Origin of the sequence: Corynebacterium sp. MSK019, from assembly GCF_030232425.1 — a bacterium.
GTDB classification, from domain to species: Bacteria; Actinomycetota; Actinomycetes; order Mycobacteriales; family Mycobacteriaceae; genus Corynebacterium; species Corynebacterium jeikeium_D.
This window is the reverse complement of the sequence record NZ_JASPJT010000008.1, coordinates 135,335-151,346: the sequence shown is the minus strand read 5'-3', so window position 1 is coordinate 151,346 and position 16,012 is coordinate 135,335. Positions and strand designations below refer to the sequence as shown.

The window sequence follows — 16,012 nt, the reverse complement described above, 5'->3', positions numbered from 1 at the left end:
CCGGAAAGGGCCCATGAGATAAAAAGGGCCCACCCGGCGACACACCGAGCGGACACACTTTTTGTCACTTAACCCCACTATCTCGCGTTGGGTCGGCACCGCCAACCTGCGGAAGGCAAAAAGTAGCCCCGAGGGGGATTACCCTCGGGGCTACTGTGATGAGCTGGCTAGCTCGAAAGTCTTAAATCAGACCCTGCAGCTTCGACAGGTCGAACGGAATGGCTGCGACCAGTTCCTGCGGGAGCTCAACCTCGCCGGTCAGTGCACGGAACTCAGCGATGAGTGCCTGAGCGTCGGACAGGCTGTCGACGTTGGACAGGCGGTCAGCGAACTGCTGGACCAGGTCAGTCTTGGAGTCGGAAGCAGCAGCTGCCGGAGCGGCCTGTGCGCGAACAGGAGCGGAGCCCTGGCTCGGGTGCGGACGATCGGTCGGGCCGGAGGAGAGACCCAGGCTTGCGGAGCAAGCCGGCCATGCGCCCCAACCCTGCTGAGCCAGGACCTTCTCAGCAACGTAAATCTGCTGCTCGCGGGAAGCCTGATCAGCGGTCGAAGCGAACTCGTTACCACCGAAAGCGTTCCAGGTGCTTGCGGAGAACTGCAGACCGCCGTAGTAGCCGTTTCCGGTGTTGATGTGCCAGTTGCCGCCGGACTCACACTGTGCCAGGCGGTCCCAGTCGGAGTCCGGAGCTGCAGAAGCGGTCGGTGCGAAGATAGCGGCACCGGCACCGAGGATTGCGCCGGTCAGTGCAACCTTTGCCGAAGTGGAAGCGAAGGTGTTGGTCTTAGCTGCGTGGCGAGCCATATGAAAATTTCCTTTTCGTCGATTTTCTTTGTGGCGCCAGTGGGGCTAATGCAACCCCATCTCACTCTTATGGAAAGTTCTTCACGTTATTGATAACGGGCCGATGTCATCGCACTGGAGTGAGATGAAGGCGATCTATGCGACTTCGTCCGTTAAACGCGTCGATTGCACACCGTAGCGGTTGATAACGAAATAGTCACGCGAATCGCCGGATTCTTAATTTTGAGCGCAGGTGGGAAATATGCATAAAAGTAGGTGAAACTGCAGGTAAGAGACGTGACTGTTATTGGTGTTGTGTAAGTTAAAACTTCAAAATGTGATAAAGCTCACGTTATCGTCTTGTTATTTTTCCGGTTTTGGCGCGCCGCATGCACTGAGAAGGATGGCCATAAGAGATAGCCATAAAGAACCAACGCTGGCAGTTAGTTGCCGTCTCGGTGCGTCAATCCGCGAGAGTGTTCGCTTCACGCAGATCCGTCTTCCCTTTATGTCCCCATCTATGGGTATAATTGAGTTCTTTAGGTAATCGGAGGTGACGTGCACATGCACGCCGCTACCGCTGCCGCCACTTCGCACTAGTAAGCAGTAATAAATAATGTGTTCCCCGTTGGAGTGCGTCCTGTTTTGGTCGCACCTTAATTAAAGGAACACCATTAAGACAGCACCCGGCCTGGCATATCCTCGCGGTCCTGTCTGGCCAAGCTCGCCCCGAGCGAGCCTCTAACTCTGGCCGTTTGTGCGTGCGAGGACGGTGGCAAATGCGGAAGAATTGCATCTCCGATCCGAAGACCCTGAAGGGCAGTCACCGCTGCACAAGGGGAACGAGGTTGAGTGCCCCCAGTCACAGGGCACGGGAAGGTTAGGTGGAAAGTGCCCATCGGTAAGGTCAGGTGGTACGACAAGGATCGCGGTTTTGGCTTCGTTTCGAATCCGGACGGTGAAGATGTCTACATCGGCAAGAACGTGCTGCCGAAAGGTGTGGAAGAACTCGTAACTGGTCAGCGCCTGGAGTACGACTACGCTGACGGCCGCCCAGGCCCGCAGGCTCTCCGGATCAAGGTGCTCGACGAGGGACCGCGCGGTGCCCGTCACCGCCGTGGCGGGGCAGGTGGGGGCGCAGGAGCCCGTCGTCAAGCAAAGAAGCACAGCCCCAGCGATCTCAACGGCATGATTTCGGACATGATTTCCATGCTGGAGTCGACGGTGCAGCGTGACCTGCGCGCCGGGCGTTACCCGGAGCGTAAGGACGGCCACCAGATGGCTGAAGTCCTGCGTGCGGTCGCGCGCGAGCTGGACTCGTAAGTCGGTAGAAGATGTGAAAAACGCCCGCTCACGAAGGTGGATAACCTCAGTGAGCGGGCGTTTTGCTGTGCTTTACGACGGTTCGTTGACGATCGACCAAGTAATTCCGTAGGTGGTCTCTTCGCCCTCGGAGTTCTTTCCGATGAGCGCGGTGGAAACCTCCACGACCCCGAGTGGGGTGCGTTTTCCGGCAACAGCTGCGGAGCCGGCGATGGTCTCGGTCGTGGCTTCGCCCGGATCCTTGCGAGAGGTGGAGTTGACCGCATCGTCGGAGAAGAAACGCTGCAGAGTCCAAGAGTTAGAGCCAACAGTGGAGCCGACGTTAACCTCAGCTGTCTCCTGCTCGCCCAGAGAAATCTTGGCGGCGTTGGCCTCAGTCGTGGTGCAGGCATTCTTCTCAAAGAGGTCGCAGACGCGGTAGGGAAGAACGTCTGTGGTTTCGCCGTCCTGAATGACCTCGATGGACAGCGCGTGCGGGTCGTCGATTGCCTGGTTGGTCCACTTATTGACAGCAAGGACAATGCCGGTGACGACAAGACCCACCACGACAATAGCGCCGACAACCATGAACGCCTTACTATTCTGTTGCCAGCGGCGCCTACTCGATCCCATCAACTCTCACTTCCCGACATTCGTAACGGAATTGAAGCTACGTTCAGTCACACTAGCCGTTTTCGGGCCAGATACTGCTATTCACTCACGGTAACACGGTAGGCCGTGGGCCATTTCTTCCCTGTGAGCAGGAACTGGCGGGGGCCATTGGGGGAGGTAGAGGAAGAATCCGGCATTAGAGCAATGCCGTTGAGCACATCAATACTGTTTTGCTCTGCTGGGGAGAGCTGCGCGTACAAGTCGCGGAAGAGTTCGGTGGCATCGACGATGCCTGTGACCTTTCCGTCTTCCGGGTTGATGCGGTAGATGAATGGACTCTGCCAGACGTTGGCCCAAATCTCGCGGTGCGATTGCGGGGAGTTTGGTCCGTCCGCGTTGCTCTGGTTGTTTGAATCGCTCGTGTCCGCTGGTACTTCGTCCGGCACTTCGTCCAGAGCTGCGTCGCCGTTGACAGTGACGCACTCGAGTTCGTTGAGCCACGTTGTCTCTGTACCTGCTGCAGTGACCGCCAGTTGACGCTGGGAAGAGAGGTCATCGGGGGCGCGGAAAGTGAGGGTGCCACTGCCGTCGGAGGTCACGATGGTGTCATCGAAGGAGCACGCGCCCCAGCCCTCGGTGTCGAAGGGAACCTCGCGACGCTGCTTGAGAGTAGCCGCGTCGCGTTCAATGGCGCGTCCTTCCTTCCACGTCAGCTGCCACACGGTATCTCCATGACGGGTAATCCCCTCGCCGAAGAGTTCAGGCTGTAAATCTTCCACGTTGGTCGGCTCGGCTGCAGAGTTGTCGAGCCACTGCGGTAATCGGTAAATCTGGGACTCACCGTAGAGGCCGGTGCCCATCAACAAAGAACCATCGGGTTCGAACTCAAGGCCCTGGACAAAAGGCGCAGCGACATTCTTCTCCGTGGGAAGTGGTGGAGCCAAGACAGGATAGGACTGCTCGATGGCCAGTTTCAGTGTCGGAACGTCACCGAGCCCCGGCACCTTATCGGCACCGACCAGCTCGGAGGGATTAACCGATGCCGAAGTCGACCTTGGGGCGGTGCCGGAGTTCGAGTCCGCACTAGCTCCACTAGAAGGGGCCTCGCCTGAGGGATCGCCACCTGAACCAGTTTCAGCCGCACAGCCGGCCAATAGGGCGGCAGTTGCCACGGAGAGGATGGCAGCTCGGACCGTCGTAAAGCGTGATGAGTGGAAAGGGCGGGCGAGTTTTGCATCGCCCGACGGGAATCTGTCCATAGCTTCACTCTAGGATAGGAAACGTGACTGAAAATCGACGACGTTCCCGAAACAGCCGCCGACGGGGGAAGGTGATGAATCACCAGGCGGTCGACACTGCCCGTACCGCGATTGAAGAGCTCGGGGAGGGGCCTGCCGGCGCGCACACCGGTGTAAGTGTCGTAGGCGAGGGCGTTGCGGTGCATCGTTTTGCGGCTGACCTGCCCGGATACAGGGGCTGGGAGTGGCATGTGGTGGTCGCGTGCGCGCCGGGCACTCAACAGGCGACGGTCAGTGAAGTGGCTCTTGTCCCTGGCGAAACCGCGCTGCAGGCGCCTGAATGGGTGCCCTACGAGGAGCGGCTGCGCCCCGGTGACCTCGGTCCACGCGATTTGTTGCCGGCTGCAGTGGGAGATGAGCGACTCGACGGCGATGACTTGCAGACCCGCACCTTGTCGGCGCGTGGTGTGGAAGACACCGAGCAGCGTTGGGAAGAGGGCGATACCGGCCCCGAGAGTGACTTTGCTCGGGAAGCATTGCACCGTTGCCGAACCTGCGCCTTTATGGTCCCGCTGACCGGGCCGCTCGGTAAGAACTGGGGCGTGTGCGTTAACGAATGGACATTCGATGCCACGGCCGTAAGCTTTGACCACGGCTGCGGTGCTCACTCAGCTATCCCGGAAGTAACGGGGCAGGGTGCACCGGTGGCGGAACCCTACCAGGATTCCCACCTGTAGCTTTCCACCTAGGCAAACGCGATGACGAAGAAGGTGCAGTTTCGACGCCACCGTGGCCCCAGAGACTGCACCGTTACGGTTTTCGGCACAAAAATTCCGCTCTGACACGGATAAACACGTGACACGGATAGTAAAGAGACTCTAGAGAGGCATAAAAAATGGACAAAGGTACGTCCACCTCTGCAACATCCTCAGATGAGGCGAAGGACTCCAAGCCTGCACGGAAGGGGAGCCATCTTTCGGCAGTGGACCGCTATTTTCACATCACGGAGCGCGGTTCGACGACCGTGACCGAGATTCGCGGTGGCGTAGTGACCTTCTTCGCGATGGCCTACATCATTCTGCTCAACCCGCTGATCCTCGGCAATATCGAGGATGTCAACGGCAATAGCCTGGGGATACCACAGGTCGCTGCTGTCACCGCGCTCGCCGCGGGTGTCATGACCATTACTTTTGGTCTCTTTGCCAAGTACCCCTTCGGCATTGCGACGGGCCTGGGCATCAACACCCTGGTTGCCGTGACATTCGTTGCTAACGAGGGGCTGGCCTGGGAAGAAGCGATGGGCCTGGTCGTGCTGGACGGCGTGATTATCGTGCTGCTGGCGCTGACCGGATTCCGCACAGCTGTCTTCCACGCGATTCCGTCCGATATGAAGGCCGCGATGAGTGTGGGTATCGGCCTATTCATTGCCATGATTGGTCTGGTCGACGGTGGCCTGGTTCGCCGTATTCCCGATGCCGCTGACACGACTGTCCCGGTGCAGCTCGGCATCAATGGTCAGATTGCCTCGTGGCCGACCGCCGTGTTCGTCCTCGGGCTGATTATCTGCGGCATCATGGTTGTCCGCAATATTCCAGGTGGCCTGTTCATCGGCATCGTGCTGAATACCATCATTGCGCTCGCAGTCGAGGCCTTGACGGATGCGGGCCCCTCCTTCGCTGATGGCAAGCCAGTGCCGACCGGTTGGAATCTCGCGGTACCGACTCTGCCGGACCGCGTAGGCGGCATGCCGGACTTGTCCCTCGTTGGAGCTGTGGATCTTTTCGGATCCTTTGCCCGCGTCGGTGCCCTCAGCGCCACCATGCTGCTGTTTACCTTGGTCCTGGCGAACTTCTTCGATGCCATGGGCACGATGACTGGTCTGGGCAAGCAGGCCGCACTTGTCGATGAAGACGGTGTGCTGCCGGACATGAAGCGCGCACTGGTTGTCGAAGGCACCGGTGCCATTGTCGGTGGTGCAGTCAGCTCCTCGTCGAACACCGTCTTTGTGGATTCCGCAGCGGGCATCGCCGATGGTGCACGCACTGGCCTTGCCAACATTGTCACCGGCATCCTCTTTCTGGCAGCGATGTTTTTCACCCCGCTCTATGAAATCGTGCCCATCGAGGCTGCCGCGCCAGTGCTGGTCATCGTCGGTGCCATGATGATCGGGCAGATCACCGAGATTGATTTCACCCGTTTCGACATCGCACTGCCGGCATTTTTGACTATTGTCACCATGCCGTTTACCTACTCGATTGCAAATGGTATCGGCATCGGTTTCATCACCTTTGCTGCGATGGCTATCTTCTCGGGTCGTGCCAAGTCCGTACATCCGCTGATGTGGATTGTCTCCGGCCTGTTCATCATCTACTTCGCCGCCGATCCGTTCACCGCTCTGCTGGGCGGCTAAAGAGTTTCCATGAGTACCACCACATTCCTCGAACGCTTTGCGCCCATCGTCGTCGACGATCCCGCCGACAGCCGTCTCGATGACATCCGCAACCTCAACAAGTCCGATTCCCGCCCCGATTTGCCCGGTGGGAAGGGGCTGGTCATCGCCGAAGGCACGCTCATTGTGCCGCGGTTAGTGCGCTCACGCTTTCCGCTCCGCGCAGTCTTTGGTACTCGCCAGAAGCTCGCATCGCTTGCCGACGGACTGACCGCGAGCGAGGCCGCTATTGCGGAAACGGTGCCCTGGTTTGAACTCGACCGCGAGGTTCTGGCCGCAGCGGCCGGATTTGATCTTCACCGCGGCCTGCTGGCCACCGCTGACCGCGCGCCGGAGCTATCGGTGGACCAAGTTCTGAGCGGAGCCACCACCTTGGCCGTGATGGAGGGAGTCGGTGACCACGAGAACATCGGAGCCCTGTTCCGTAACGCGGCGGGCATGGGCGTGGATGGGGTCGTCTTCGGCGCGGCCTGCGCCGATCCGCTGTATCGCCGCAGTGTGCGCGTTTCCATGGGGCATGTGCTGACAGTCCCATTTGCGACTCTGCCCGGTACTACGACCACCTGGCAGCGAAGCCTGGACCAGCTCAAAGAGCAGGGCTTCCGCGTGGTGTCCATGACCCCTGCGGGCACGGTGGACCTGTGGGATGCCATGGACACGGACAAGGTCGCGATTCTCGTTGGCGCTGAGGGACAGGGGCTTACCGAGCACGCGATGGCAGCCACCGATGTGCGTGCTCGCATTCCCATGTCACCGGGAACTGACAGCCTGAATGTGGCTACCTCCGCAGCGATCGCGTTCTACGAGCGACTGCGCGTTCAGTCACAGCGCGCCGGACGGTAGAAACTATTTCCCGAACTTGCCTCGCGCCCGCCGCCAGGTGCGGCCAGCGAAGTTCTTGGCCTTAGCCCCAAAGCGACTGAGCTCCTCCAGAAAGTCTCGGTTCGGCTCTGCGTTGTGAACTTCGTAGTCGTCGTAGGCGCGGTCAAGCTCTGCGCCAGACTCGGACGAACCCGGCTCACCCATTAGCCCGCGTGGACTACGAGACGTCGAATACGAAGCTCCGGGAGCCGCACGACGGCCATCCACCGCAAAACCACTAACAGGGATATCGGTAGCGGGCGAATGCGGGTCGAATCCGAGCCAGTCGGTGATGACGGCGTCGGCAAGCTCTGCCGGAACGAACGGCAAACCGACCCCCTCGCGTGGACGTGAACCCGTATCTTCGAAAGCGTCGGGCAGCGGGCGGTGCTTGCCCGCCCAGAAACTGCCCTCTGCGGGGCAGGGAAGACCGATGTCTTCCAGTGTGCGGTAGCGAGTAGCGGAGAAAGCGCGCTTGAGCTCACCATCGTGCCAATGCGCAAAGGCACCGAAGCCCGTGGATTTATTCGACACACTCGCGTAGACGTCCGTGGCGGCAATCTCCTGCCGTAGACGAGGCGACAGCTTGGACAGCTGCGAGACATCATCGAGAACCGTCTGCAGTACGGCAACGCCCTCAAAGCCACCGATGTAGTATTCACCGTCACCGGTTTCCGCCGAGCGGTTGAGCGGGAAATCACCAATCGGTGTTACCGGCAGCGTTGAGTCATAGAGAGCTAGGAAACGACGCCCGAAACCGCGGTCGTGCTGAACACCTGTCTCCAGGGTCGCAGCAGGGTCATTGGTGCTGATAAACCAAATCGTGACTACACCGCGGCGAATCGCGGAGAATTCGAAATCAGAAGCGTTGCCACTGGTCATGGAGCTCATTGTCGAGGGAAACTCCTACTTCTTCGGGCCGTTCGGACGTACGCCGAGAAGCACATCCTCCCACGACGGCATGACAGTCTTTTTCTTGCGCTTCGGCTGCTCCGCGTCCGGGTGCTGCAAGAACTCCGCCTCGTCAACATCGTCGTCGACGTCGCTTTGCGACGGAACGTCCTGCTCCCCGTGGCCTCGCTGCGGCTCCGCCGGAGACTGCCATGCGGCTGGCATCTCAGAGGTGTCAGCGGTATCGGCAGCTCGATTGGCCTGCGGAGCCAAGTCTCGGTTGCGGCGGGCAAAGTCGGGGTCAATCAGCTCTGCTGCCAGCTCATTGCGAGCAATGGTGAGTGCGGAAAGTCCCTCCGCCTGGTAACTCCACTCAGCTACGTTGGTGGTGTGGCCGACATTCCAAGTAACCGTCACAATCCACTGTCCACTCGGGTCGCGGTAGGCATCCCACGAGGCATCGGCGAGTTCCTGGCCACGAGCGGCAAAAGCGGTGGCGAGAATCTCCCACAGGGACAACTTGGCCGGGCCATCAATGCGACGTGGCTTCGACTGCTTGCCGAGCTCCGCAATACGTGCGCGCTCCGCAAGCACCGGGTAGGCGAAGGACTCAATCTTGCGCGGCTGCATGCCGCTGTACTCAATGAGCTCCTCCACCGTCTGACCGCTGCGAATGCGGTCCTGAATTTCGCGCGGCGACAAAACTACGCGAGGCTCTTCCAGAACTGGCTTCGGCGCCGTTGGAGTCTTCTTCGGTGCCCCGCCTGCCGTAGCGGAGTTGCCGGCCGCCTCGCTGCCTTCGGCCGCGTCGCCGCTTGCGGTGGTGGCTTCCGCTGTGCTGCCACTAGTGGAACTTCCGTCGGTGGAGCCCCTCTCTGCGGTAGCACTCTCCCCAGAGCTACCGCTGGCAGTGGCGGTGGCGGCGCTGGATCCGTCGGCAAGCGATGCGGAATCAGCTACAGCAGGGGAACCAGTGGCATCGGCGAGCTCGAAGTGCTCGACCAGGAAAGTGCGCAGGTTCTCGTCGAGAGGCAGCGTGAAGCGAAGTCCCTCCTGCCGTTCCTGCTCGGTGATATCGGCGGGAACGAGAATCAGTGAATCGGTCACATCGCCGTCCAGAACGGGCTTCAGCTCCCTCATGCGAGAACCTCCTTGTTGGTCGACGTTATAAGTAATGCTCACTAATCATGGTAAACGACAAAACTCCCGCGTCACGGACAAATGGGGCAATGCCCTTGCGCGTGGCGCGGGAGTTATGCGGCTGAGGCCGGTATTTGGCTGTTACTTTGCAGCGTAGCCGTTGTCCAGAACCCAGTCGATAGCGCCAGTCAGACGACGGATGTCCTCCGGGTCGATGGCCGGGAACATACCGATGCGCAGCTGGTTGCGGCCCAGCTTGCGGTACGGCTCGATGTCGAGGATGCCGTTGGCGCGCAGAACCTTGGCGATCTGTGCGGCGTCGATGTTGTCCTCGAAGTCGATGGTGCCGACGACCAGCGAGCGCTTTGCAGCATCGGTGACGAACGGAGTTGCCTCCGCGCGGTTCTCAGCCCAGTTGTAGAGGTGGGAGGAGGACTCGGTGGTGCGGGCAACCATGCCATCGAGGCCACCGTTGGCGTTCATCCACTTGACCTGATCAGCCAGCATCAGCAAAGTACCGACGGCCGGGGTGTTGTAGGTCTGGTTCTTGCGGGAGTTATCAACGGCAGTCTGCAGGTTCAGGAAAGCCGGGATGAAGCGGTCGGAAGAATTGATCTTCTCAATACGATCGATGGCAGCCGGGGACATTGCAGCCAACCAGATGCCGCCGTCAGAAGCGAAGCACTTCTGCGGGGAGAAGTAGTAGACGTCAGCCTGGGACATGTCGACCGGGAGGCCGCCGGCACCGGAGGTGGCATCGATAGCCACGAGCTGGCCCTCGGAGCCTGCCGGGCGGGTGACCGGAACCATGGTGCCGGTGGAGGTCTCGTTGTGAGCCCAACCAATAAGGTCAACGCCCTCTTCGCCAGCGACAACCTCAGGTGCGGAACCCGGCTCTGCTTCGATGATCTGCGGAGCGTCGAGCCACGGAGCCATCTTGGAGGCCTTGGCAAACTTGGAGGAGAACTCACCGTAAGTCAGGTGAGCGGACTTCTTCTCGATGAGCCCAAAGGTGGCAGCATCCCAGAAAGCGGTTGCGCCGCCGAGGGACAGGACAATCTCGTAGCCTTCCGGAAGCTGGAAGAGCTCAGCCAGACCCTCGCGAACCTCACCAACAACGTTCTTCACTGCCGGCTGACGGTGGGAGGTACCCATGATAGAGGTACCGCCGTCAACGATTGCCTGAATCTGCGCCGGGCGAACCTTCGACGGGCCGCAGCCAAAGCGGCCGTCGCCGGGCTGGAACTCTTCAGGGAGGACTGGGAATTGATCGCTCATATGAGGCGCAACCTTTCAAAGTGCATTCAAAGTGAAGCTTGATATACAGCCGTTGTCTTCAAACTCTAGCGGTAATCGGGGGTACTTATAGCAAAAGGGTGGGGTTCAATTGCCCCCGCTTCCGTACTTTGCATAACAAAACAGGGTGGATTGGCGTATTTGCAAAGTTTGCGAAGAATTTTTTCCAGTTTTGTTGGCGCTGAAAACTTGGCGGTGTGGAGCCTCGGGCGGGCGGCGAGGGGTGAATTATTGTGGATTTAGTCGATGTGTTTTCGGGCGTCGGCTCGATGGCTTTTGAACTTTTAAAGACATTGGCTGTTGAATGTGCTCCTGGCCTCCTGGTTAGTAAATGAGCAGTGACAACGTAATAAACCCGTTTTTCCATTTGCATTTCGGGGTAAAGAGGGGTCAAGATTGGGTAAGCCCAGGCTGCCCGAATGGGGTAGAGGGTGTTGCACTGCTCACACTCTTTGATATTGTGTGTTCTAATCCACTGCAGGTGTCGGCTCTTTATGGTTACGACACGGTCGATGTGAACTAAGCAAACTTTTTTCACTGGGCAAGATGCAATGGAACGCAAATGTCGCGCATAATTGAATCATTGAAAACAATGCGACCCCGAAGGGGTGGCGTGGAGTTGGGAGGCAGCATGCTGTTTTCCGCTGTGCCTGCTTCCCCCGCACTCTGGAGTCGTTAAGAAGAATTTTTCTGTGAAAGGGAAGTTGTGGCTACTAAAGACGGCAAGGCTGTACTCCACTACCCGGGCGGCGAGTTCGAGATGGACATCGTCAAGGCAACCGAGGGTAACGACGGTATCGCACTGGGCAAGATGCTCCAGGAAACTGGACTGACCACCTTCGACCCGGGCTACACCGCCACCGGTTCTACCGAGTCCAAGATCACTTACATCGACGGCGGTAACGGCATCCTGCGCTACCGCGGTTACCCGATTGAGCAGCTGGCTGAGAAGGCTACCTTCAACGAGGTTTCCTACCTGCTGATTCACGGCCACCTTCCGTCTGAGGAAGAGCTTGCGCAGTTCAACCACGACATTCGTCACCACACCCTGCTGGACGAGGACTTCCGTCGCGCATTCAGCATCTTCCCGCGTGGCGCACACCCGATGCAGACCCTGGCTTCCTCGGTCAACATTCTGGCTTCCTACTACCAGGACGAGCTGGATCCGCTGAACGAAGAGCAGCGCAACCTGGCTGCGGTTCGCCTGATGGCTAAGGTCCCGATGCTGGCTGCATACGCTTACCGCGCATCCAAGGGTGAGCCGTACATGTACCCGGACAACAACCTGAACGCTCGCGAGAACTTCCTGCGCATGATGTTCGGTTACCCGACCGCTGACTACGAGGTTGATCCGGTAGTGGTTGACGCTCTGGATAAGCTGCTCATCCTGCACGCTGACCACGAGCAGAACTGCTCCACCTCCACCGTCCGCATGGTCGCTTCCTCCGGCGCTTCCATGTTCGTCTCCATCGCTGCTGGTATCAACGCTCTGTCTGGCCCGCTGCACGGTGGCGCTAACCAGGCTGTTCTGGAGATGCTTGAGGACATCCAGCAGAACCACGGTGGCGACGCAACCGAGTTCATGAACCGCGTGAAGAACAAGGAGCCGGGCGTCCGCCTGATGGGCTTCGGTCACCGCGTCTACAAGTCCTACGACCCGCGTGCAGCTATCGCTAAGAAGACCGCCCACGAGGTGCTCCAGCACCTCGGCGGCGACGAGCTGCTGGATCTGGCTATGAAGCTGGAAGAGATTGCACTGGCTGATGACTACTTCGTCTCCCGCAAGCTCTACCCGAACGTTGACTTCTACACCGGTCTGATTTACCGCGCCATGGGCTTCCCGACGGACTTCTTCACCGTCCTGTTCGCCATCGGCCGCCTCCCGGGCTGGATCGCTCAGTTCAACGAGCAGGTCACTGACCCGGCATCGAAGATCAACCGTCCTCGCCAGATTTACACCGGCGAGACCGAGCGTGACTTCGTTCCGCGCGACCAGCGCTAAGGATTTTCTAGCGATTACCGCGTAGGAGTTTCTCGCAGGTAACTCAGCATAGAAAAGTCCAGCGTTGAAAACGCGAAAAGGCGCGTACTAGCCTTCGAAAGGTTGGTACGCGCCTTTTATTTTTCCTAGAATTCTAAGAAACCCCATTTAAGTTGGGTCCATTTACGTTGGGCTGAATACCAACTGTGAAAAAGCCAACTGTGATAGGAGATTGTCTTGTCCAAGCCAGAACTCACTGCTAAGTCCGGTCCGGCTCCGACGGAACTCGTCATCAACGACCTCACTGTCGGTGACGGCAAGGAGGCCACCCCGGGTGCTCGTGTCGAGGTCCACTACGTGGGTGTTGACTACGAAACCGGTGAAGAGTTCGACTCTTCCTGGAACCGTGGCCAGTCCATCGAGTTCCCGCTGAACGGCCTGATTGCCGGTTGGCAGGAAGGCATTCCGGGCATGAAGGTCGGCGGTCGTCGCGAGCTGATTTGCCCGCCGGAGAAAGCTTACGGCCCGGCTGGTGCAGGACACTTCCTGTCTGGTAAGACCCTGGTCTTCGTCATCGACCTGTTGGACGTTAAGTAAAAGTCCGCATGCTAGCTCTGTTGGCCGGCTGAGCTTCGCTTCGCGGTTCCTGCCCATCCCTCCGTCGGCGGTTTGCAGGATTTCCGGCGAAGAAAGTGACTGCGTTTATGACACTTCAGGCGTGAAAAATTGCCCAAAAGTGTCATAAACTCAGTCACTTTCTTGCTTTCTGAGGTTGGGGTGGGGGCTGAAGGCCCACACCAGCCCCAAACCAGGCCCAGACCAGCCCCACACCAGGCCCCAGCCCCCTTACTCGCTCAGCGCGAAGCGACGGTAGTGGTCGAAACGCTGCTCACGGCCAACGCGAGCCGGATTCTTCTCTAGCTCCCAGAGGGCGTGCTCGATAGCACTCAGAGCACGGCGGGGCAGTTCGGACGAATCCTCAGGTTCGGCCACAATCTCGTCGATGACCCCGGTCTTCAGCATGGCCTCGGCGCCAACGCCCTGCTCCTCCATCATTTCCGGGGCATGCTCGGTGTCTCGGTAGATAATCGCCGAAGCGCCCTCCGGCGGCAACGGAGACATCCAGGCATCGTGCATTGCCAGCACGCGGTCAGAGGGCAGCATGGCCAGCGCACCGCCACCGCAGCCCTGGCCGAGAATGAGTGACACGGTCGGAACCTTCAAGTTCACCAGCGTGGTCAAGGTGCGGGCAATCTCGCCGGCCATGGCATTTTCCTCGGCGTCTTTGGTCAACTCAGCGCCTGGGGTGTCAATGACCGTGACTAGCGGAATGTTCAGGCTCTCCGCGATGCGCATCGCACGGCGGGCAAAACGCAGTGAGCCAGGCCCCATTGGATGCGTGCCCAGCGGCGGCTGGTTATGGCGATCCTGGGCGACCAGAATCACCGGCCGCTCACCAATCCGCGCCAGGCGAGCCCGGACCGACAGCGACTTGTGGCCATCGCCAGTGCCGGAGATCGGCACGGAGCAGTCGACAAGGGCATCGATAATGTCGCCGCCACCTGGACGAGAAGTATCGCGGGTGCGCAGGATAGCTTCCCAGGTATCGCGACCATCAATGGCTGCTACTGGCGGTGGGGTGGGTTCGCTGGGGTCTCCGTCGGCAAGCACGTCGATGGTGCGGCGGACAGCGCCGCGCAGACCTTCGAGCGGAATGATGCCGTCGATAATGCCCTGCTTGAACAGGTTCTCGGAGGTCTGAATGCCTTCGGGCATGGGTTCGCCGGTAGCGAGCTCGACGACGCGCGGGCCGAGGAAGCCGAGAAGTGCGCCGGGCTCTGCGAAGGTGAAGTGGCCTGCCGACCCCCACGACGCCATGACACCACCGGTGGTGGGATTGCGCAGGTACACCAGGAATGGCAAGTGAGAATCCTTGTGGCGCGCCACTGCGGTGGTAATAGAGATCATGAGCGCGAACGCAGCAGTGCCCTCCTGCATGCGAGTGCCGCCCGAGGTCGGGGAGAGCAACAGCGGCAGCTGCTCCGCAGTCGCGCGCTCGATGCTGCGAATAATACGACGAGCGGTTGCGGCGCCGATAGAACCGCCGAGGAAGCCGAACTCAGAACAGATGACGGCGACGCGCTTGCCGCCGACGGTGCCTTCACCGGTGATAACGGCCTCATCGAGACCGGTTTTCTCAGAGGCTCGGGACAGTGTGCCGCGGTAGGACTCGTCGATGTTGCCATGCTCGGGCGCGCCGTCCCAGGAGGTGAAACTTCCGTGGTCGAGGACGGTATCTATTACTTGTTGGGCGCTGATTCTAGCCATACCTCCACGGTAGTAAACAAGGGGTAAACCGGCTTAGTTGATGGTGGGCGGAAAGGGGTAGCGCTATTGTCGGAAAAAACGTGTCCGCACTACCGAGGAGTCGAACCAATGCCGATTACTGAGCGCCTCACCGAGCTGGCTGAACAGAGGCCAAACGTATGTGTCGTCGGTTCCATCAACGCAGACCTGACCGTCACCGTGAAGCGCCTGCCGCATGGTGGCGAGACTATCGAGGGCAGTCCTCTGCGCATTCTGCCGGGCGGTAAGTCGGCGAATCAGGCGGCGACGGCTGGAAGACTGGGCGCGGCCGTGGAACTGGTCGGCGCGGTCGGTTCGGATCCCAATGCGCAGTTGCTGCGCGACGCGCTTACCGACGCTCACGTGGACATCTCTGCAGTTGAGACCGTCGACTCTGCCACTGGTACAGCCATGATTGTCGTTGATGATGCGGCGGAGAATTTCATTGTCATCTCCGCTGGCGCCAATGGTGAAGTCGATGCTGAGATGGTGCGCAGTCATGCGGACAAGATTCAGCGGGCTGGGTGCCTCGGTCTGTGTCTGGAGATTTGTGATGAGGCTGTCCTGGCCGCCGCACAGATTGCCCACGATGCGGGTGTGCCGGTGGTGTTCAACCTGTCGCCGATTCGGGCGGTCAGTGAGGATCTGCTCGCGCTGGTCGATGTCCTCATTGTCAACGAGCACGAACTCGCAGCCATCATCGGCTCCGAGCGCGCGGTCGCCGGTTGCGAGCACGGTCAGTGGGATGCGGTTGGGCGCGCGCTTGCCGACGAACACGGGATTTCCACGGCCATTGTCACACTTGGCGGGGAGGGGTCTGCGGTCTTGAGGACGTCGGAAAGCGAGGTGGCAGTCACTCGCATTCCAGCGCTGCCCATCGAGGTCGTGGACACCACGGGCTGCGGTGATGCGTACATGGGTACGGTCCTCACCGCGTTGGCCGCGGGCGATGATGTGGTGACGGCAGCTCGTCTTGCGGCGGTGGTCTCGGCTCATGCGGCGACAGGCGTGGGGGCGCAGACCTCCTATGGCGAGACAGGAAAAATCGCGCAGTTTGCGGCGGACCATGGTCTATAAGGTGCGCTGAGCAAAGGCCTATAAGGTGCGCTGAGCAA

General features: G+C 59.7%; 14 protein-coding genes. 7 read left to right on the top strand and 7 right to left on the bottom strand.

Annotated features, from left to right (window positions below; genetic code table 11):
* Window positions 1-181: 181 nt before the first annotated feature.
* Entirely contained in the window at window positions 182-802 is a 621-nt protein-coding gene (locus tag QP982_RS07500) for a transglycosylase family protein (RefSeq protein WP_016423316.1), read from the bottom strand.
* A gap of 870 nt (window positions 803-1,672) precedes the next feature.
* On the opposite strand from QP982_RS07500, the gene QP982_RS07495 reads away from it, so the two are divergent.
* Window positions 1,673-2,104: a cold-shock protein gene (locus QP982_RS07495; protein ID WP_005511873.1), complete on the top strand. Its 432-nt coding sequence runs from the start codon at window positions 1,673-1,675 to the stop codon at window positions 2,102-2,104.
* 72 nt (window positions 2,105-2,176) lie between these two features.
* On the opposite strand, the gene QP982_RS07490 is transcribed toward QP982_RS07495, so the two are convergent.
* Together QP982_RS07490 and QP982_RS07485 are read right to left on the bottom strand one after the other, a co-directional pair.
* Window positions 2,177-2,671, bottom strand: coding sequence for a DUF2771 family protein (locus QP982_RS07490; protein WP_070642801.1), 495 nt, complete (start codon window positions 2,669-2,671; stop codon window positions 2,177-2,179).
* Window positions 2,672-2,793: 122 nt separating this feature from the next.
* Window positions 2,794-3,954 carry a glutaminyl-peptide cyclotransferase gene (locus QP982_RS07485; RefSeq protein ID WP_070429967.1) on the bottom strand — a complete coding sequence of 387 codons (1,161 nt, stop codon included), beginning with the start codon at window positions 3,952-3,954 and terminating at the stop codon, window positions 2,794-2,796.
* Window positions 3,955-3,977: 23 nt separating this feature from the next.
* On the opposite strand from QP982_RS07485, the gene QP982_RS07480 reads away from it, so the two are divergent.
* From QP982_RS07480 to QP982_RS07470, 3 genes are all read left to right on the top strand, one after another.
* Window positions 3,978-4,670 (top strand): DUF3027 domain-containing protein, encoded by a 693-nt coding sequence (locus QP982_RS07480; protein WP_224433761.1) that lies wholly within the window; start codon window positions 3,978-3,980, stop codon window positions 4,668-4,670.
* Window positions 4,671-4,828: 158 nt separating this feature from the next.
* Entirely contained in the window at window positions 4,829-6,343 is a 1,515-nt protein-coding gene (locus QP982_RS07475; protein ID WP_016423312.1) for an NCS2 family permease, read from the top strand.
* Between the two features lie 9 nt (window positions 6,344-6,352).
* Window positions 6,353-7,225 carry a TrmH family RNA methyltransferase gene (locus QP982_RS07470; RefSeq protein ID WP_016423311.1) on the top strand — a complete coding sequence of 291 codons (873 nt, stop codon included), beginning with the start codon at window positions 6,353-6,355 and terminating at the stop codon, window positions 7,223-7,225.
* A 3-nt stretch (window positions 7,226-7,228) separates the two neighbouring features.
* On the opposite strand, the gene QP982_RS07465 is transcribed toward QP982_RS07470, so the two are convergent.
* The 3 genes from QP982_RS07465 to serC all read right to left on the bottom strand — a co-directional run bounded on the left by QP982_RS07465 (window position 7,229) and on the right by serC (window position 10,552).
* Window positions 7,229-8,134, bottom strand: a complete 906-nt coding sequence (locus QP982_RS07465) for a DUF6928 family protein (RefSeq protein ID WP_070601701.1) — start codon at window positions 8,132-8,134, stop codon at window positions 7,229-7,231.
* Window positions 8,135-8,149: 15 nt separating this feature from the next.
* Complete coding sequence (gene sepH / locus QP982_RS07460; RefSeq protein ID WP_284870367.1) at window positions 8,150-9,274, bottom strand: septation protein SepH; 1,125 nt, start codon at window positions 9,272-9,274, stop codon at window positions 8,150-8,152.
* A 141-nt stretch (window positions 9,275-9,415) separates the two neighbouring features.
* Window positions 9,416-10,552: a phosphoserine transaminase gene (serC, locus tag QP982_RS07455; protein WP_070549879.1), complete on the bottom strand. Its 1,137-nt coding sequence runs from the start codon at window positions 10,550-10,552 to the stop codon at window positions 9,416-9,418.
* A gap of 724 nt (window positions 10,553-11,276) precedes the next feature.
* On the opposite strand from serC, the gene QP982_RS07450 reads away from it, so the two are divergent.
* Both QP982_RS07450 and QP982_RS07445 read left to right on the top strand, forming a co-directional pair.
* Window positions 11,277-12,572, top strand: a complete 1,296-nt coding sequence (locus QP982_RS07450) for a citrate synthase (protein WP_016423307.1) — start codon at window positions 11,277-11,279, stop codon at window positions 12,570-12,572.
* 216 nt (window positions 12,573-12,788) lie between these two features.
* Window positions 12,789-13,148: an FKBP-type peptidyl-prolyl cis-trans isomerase gene (locus QP982_RS07445; protein ID WP_005511805.1), complete on the top strand. Its 360-nt coding sequence runs from the start codon at window positions 12,789-12,791 to the stop codon at window positions 13,146-13,148.
* Window positions 13,149-13,397: 249 nt separating this feature from the next.
* Here the strand turns inward: QP982_RS07445 and QP982_RS07440 are convergent, their stop codons facing one another.
* Window positions 13,398-14,879, bottom strand: coding sequence for a carboxyl transferase domain-containing protein (locus QP982_RS07440; protein WP_070862586.1), 1,482 nt, complete (start codon window positions 14,877-14,879; stop codon window positions 13,398-13,400).
* A gap of 108 nt (window positions 14,880-14,987) precedes the next feature.
* On the opposite strand from QP982_RS07440, the gene QP982_RS07435 reads away from it, so the two are divergent.
* Entirely contained in the window at window positions 14,988-15,974 is a 987-nt protein-coding gene (locus QP982_RS07435) for a ribokinase (RefSeq protein ID WP_016423305.1), read from the top strand.
* The last annotated feature ends 38 nt before the right edge of the window (window positions 15,975-16,012 follow it).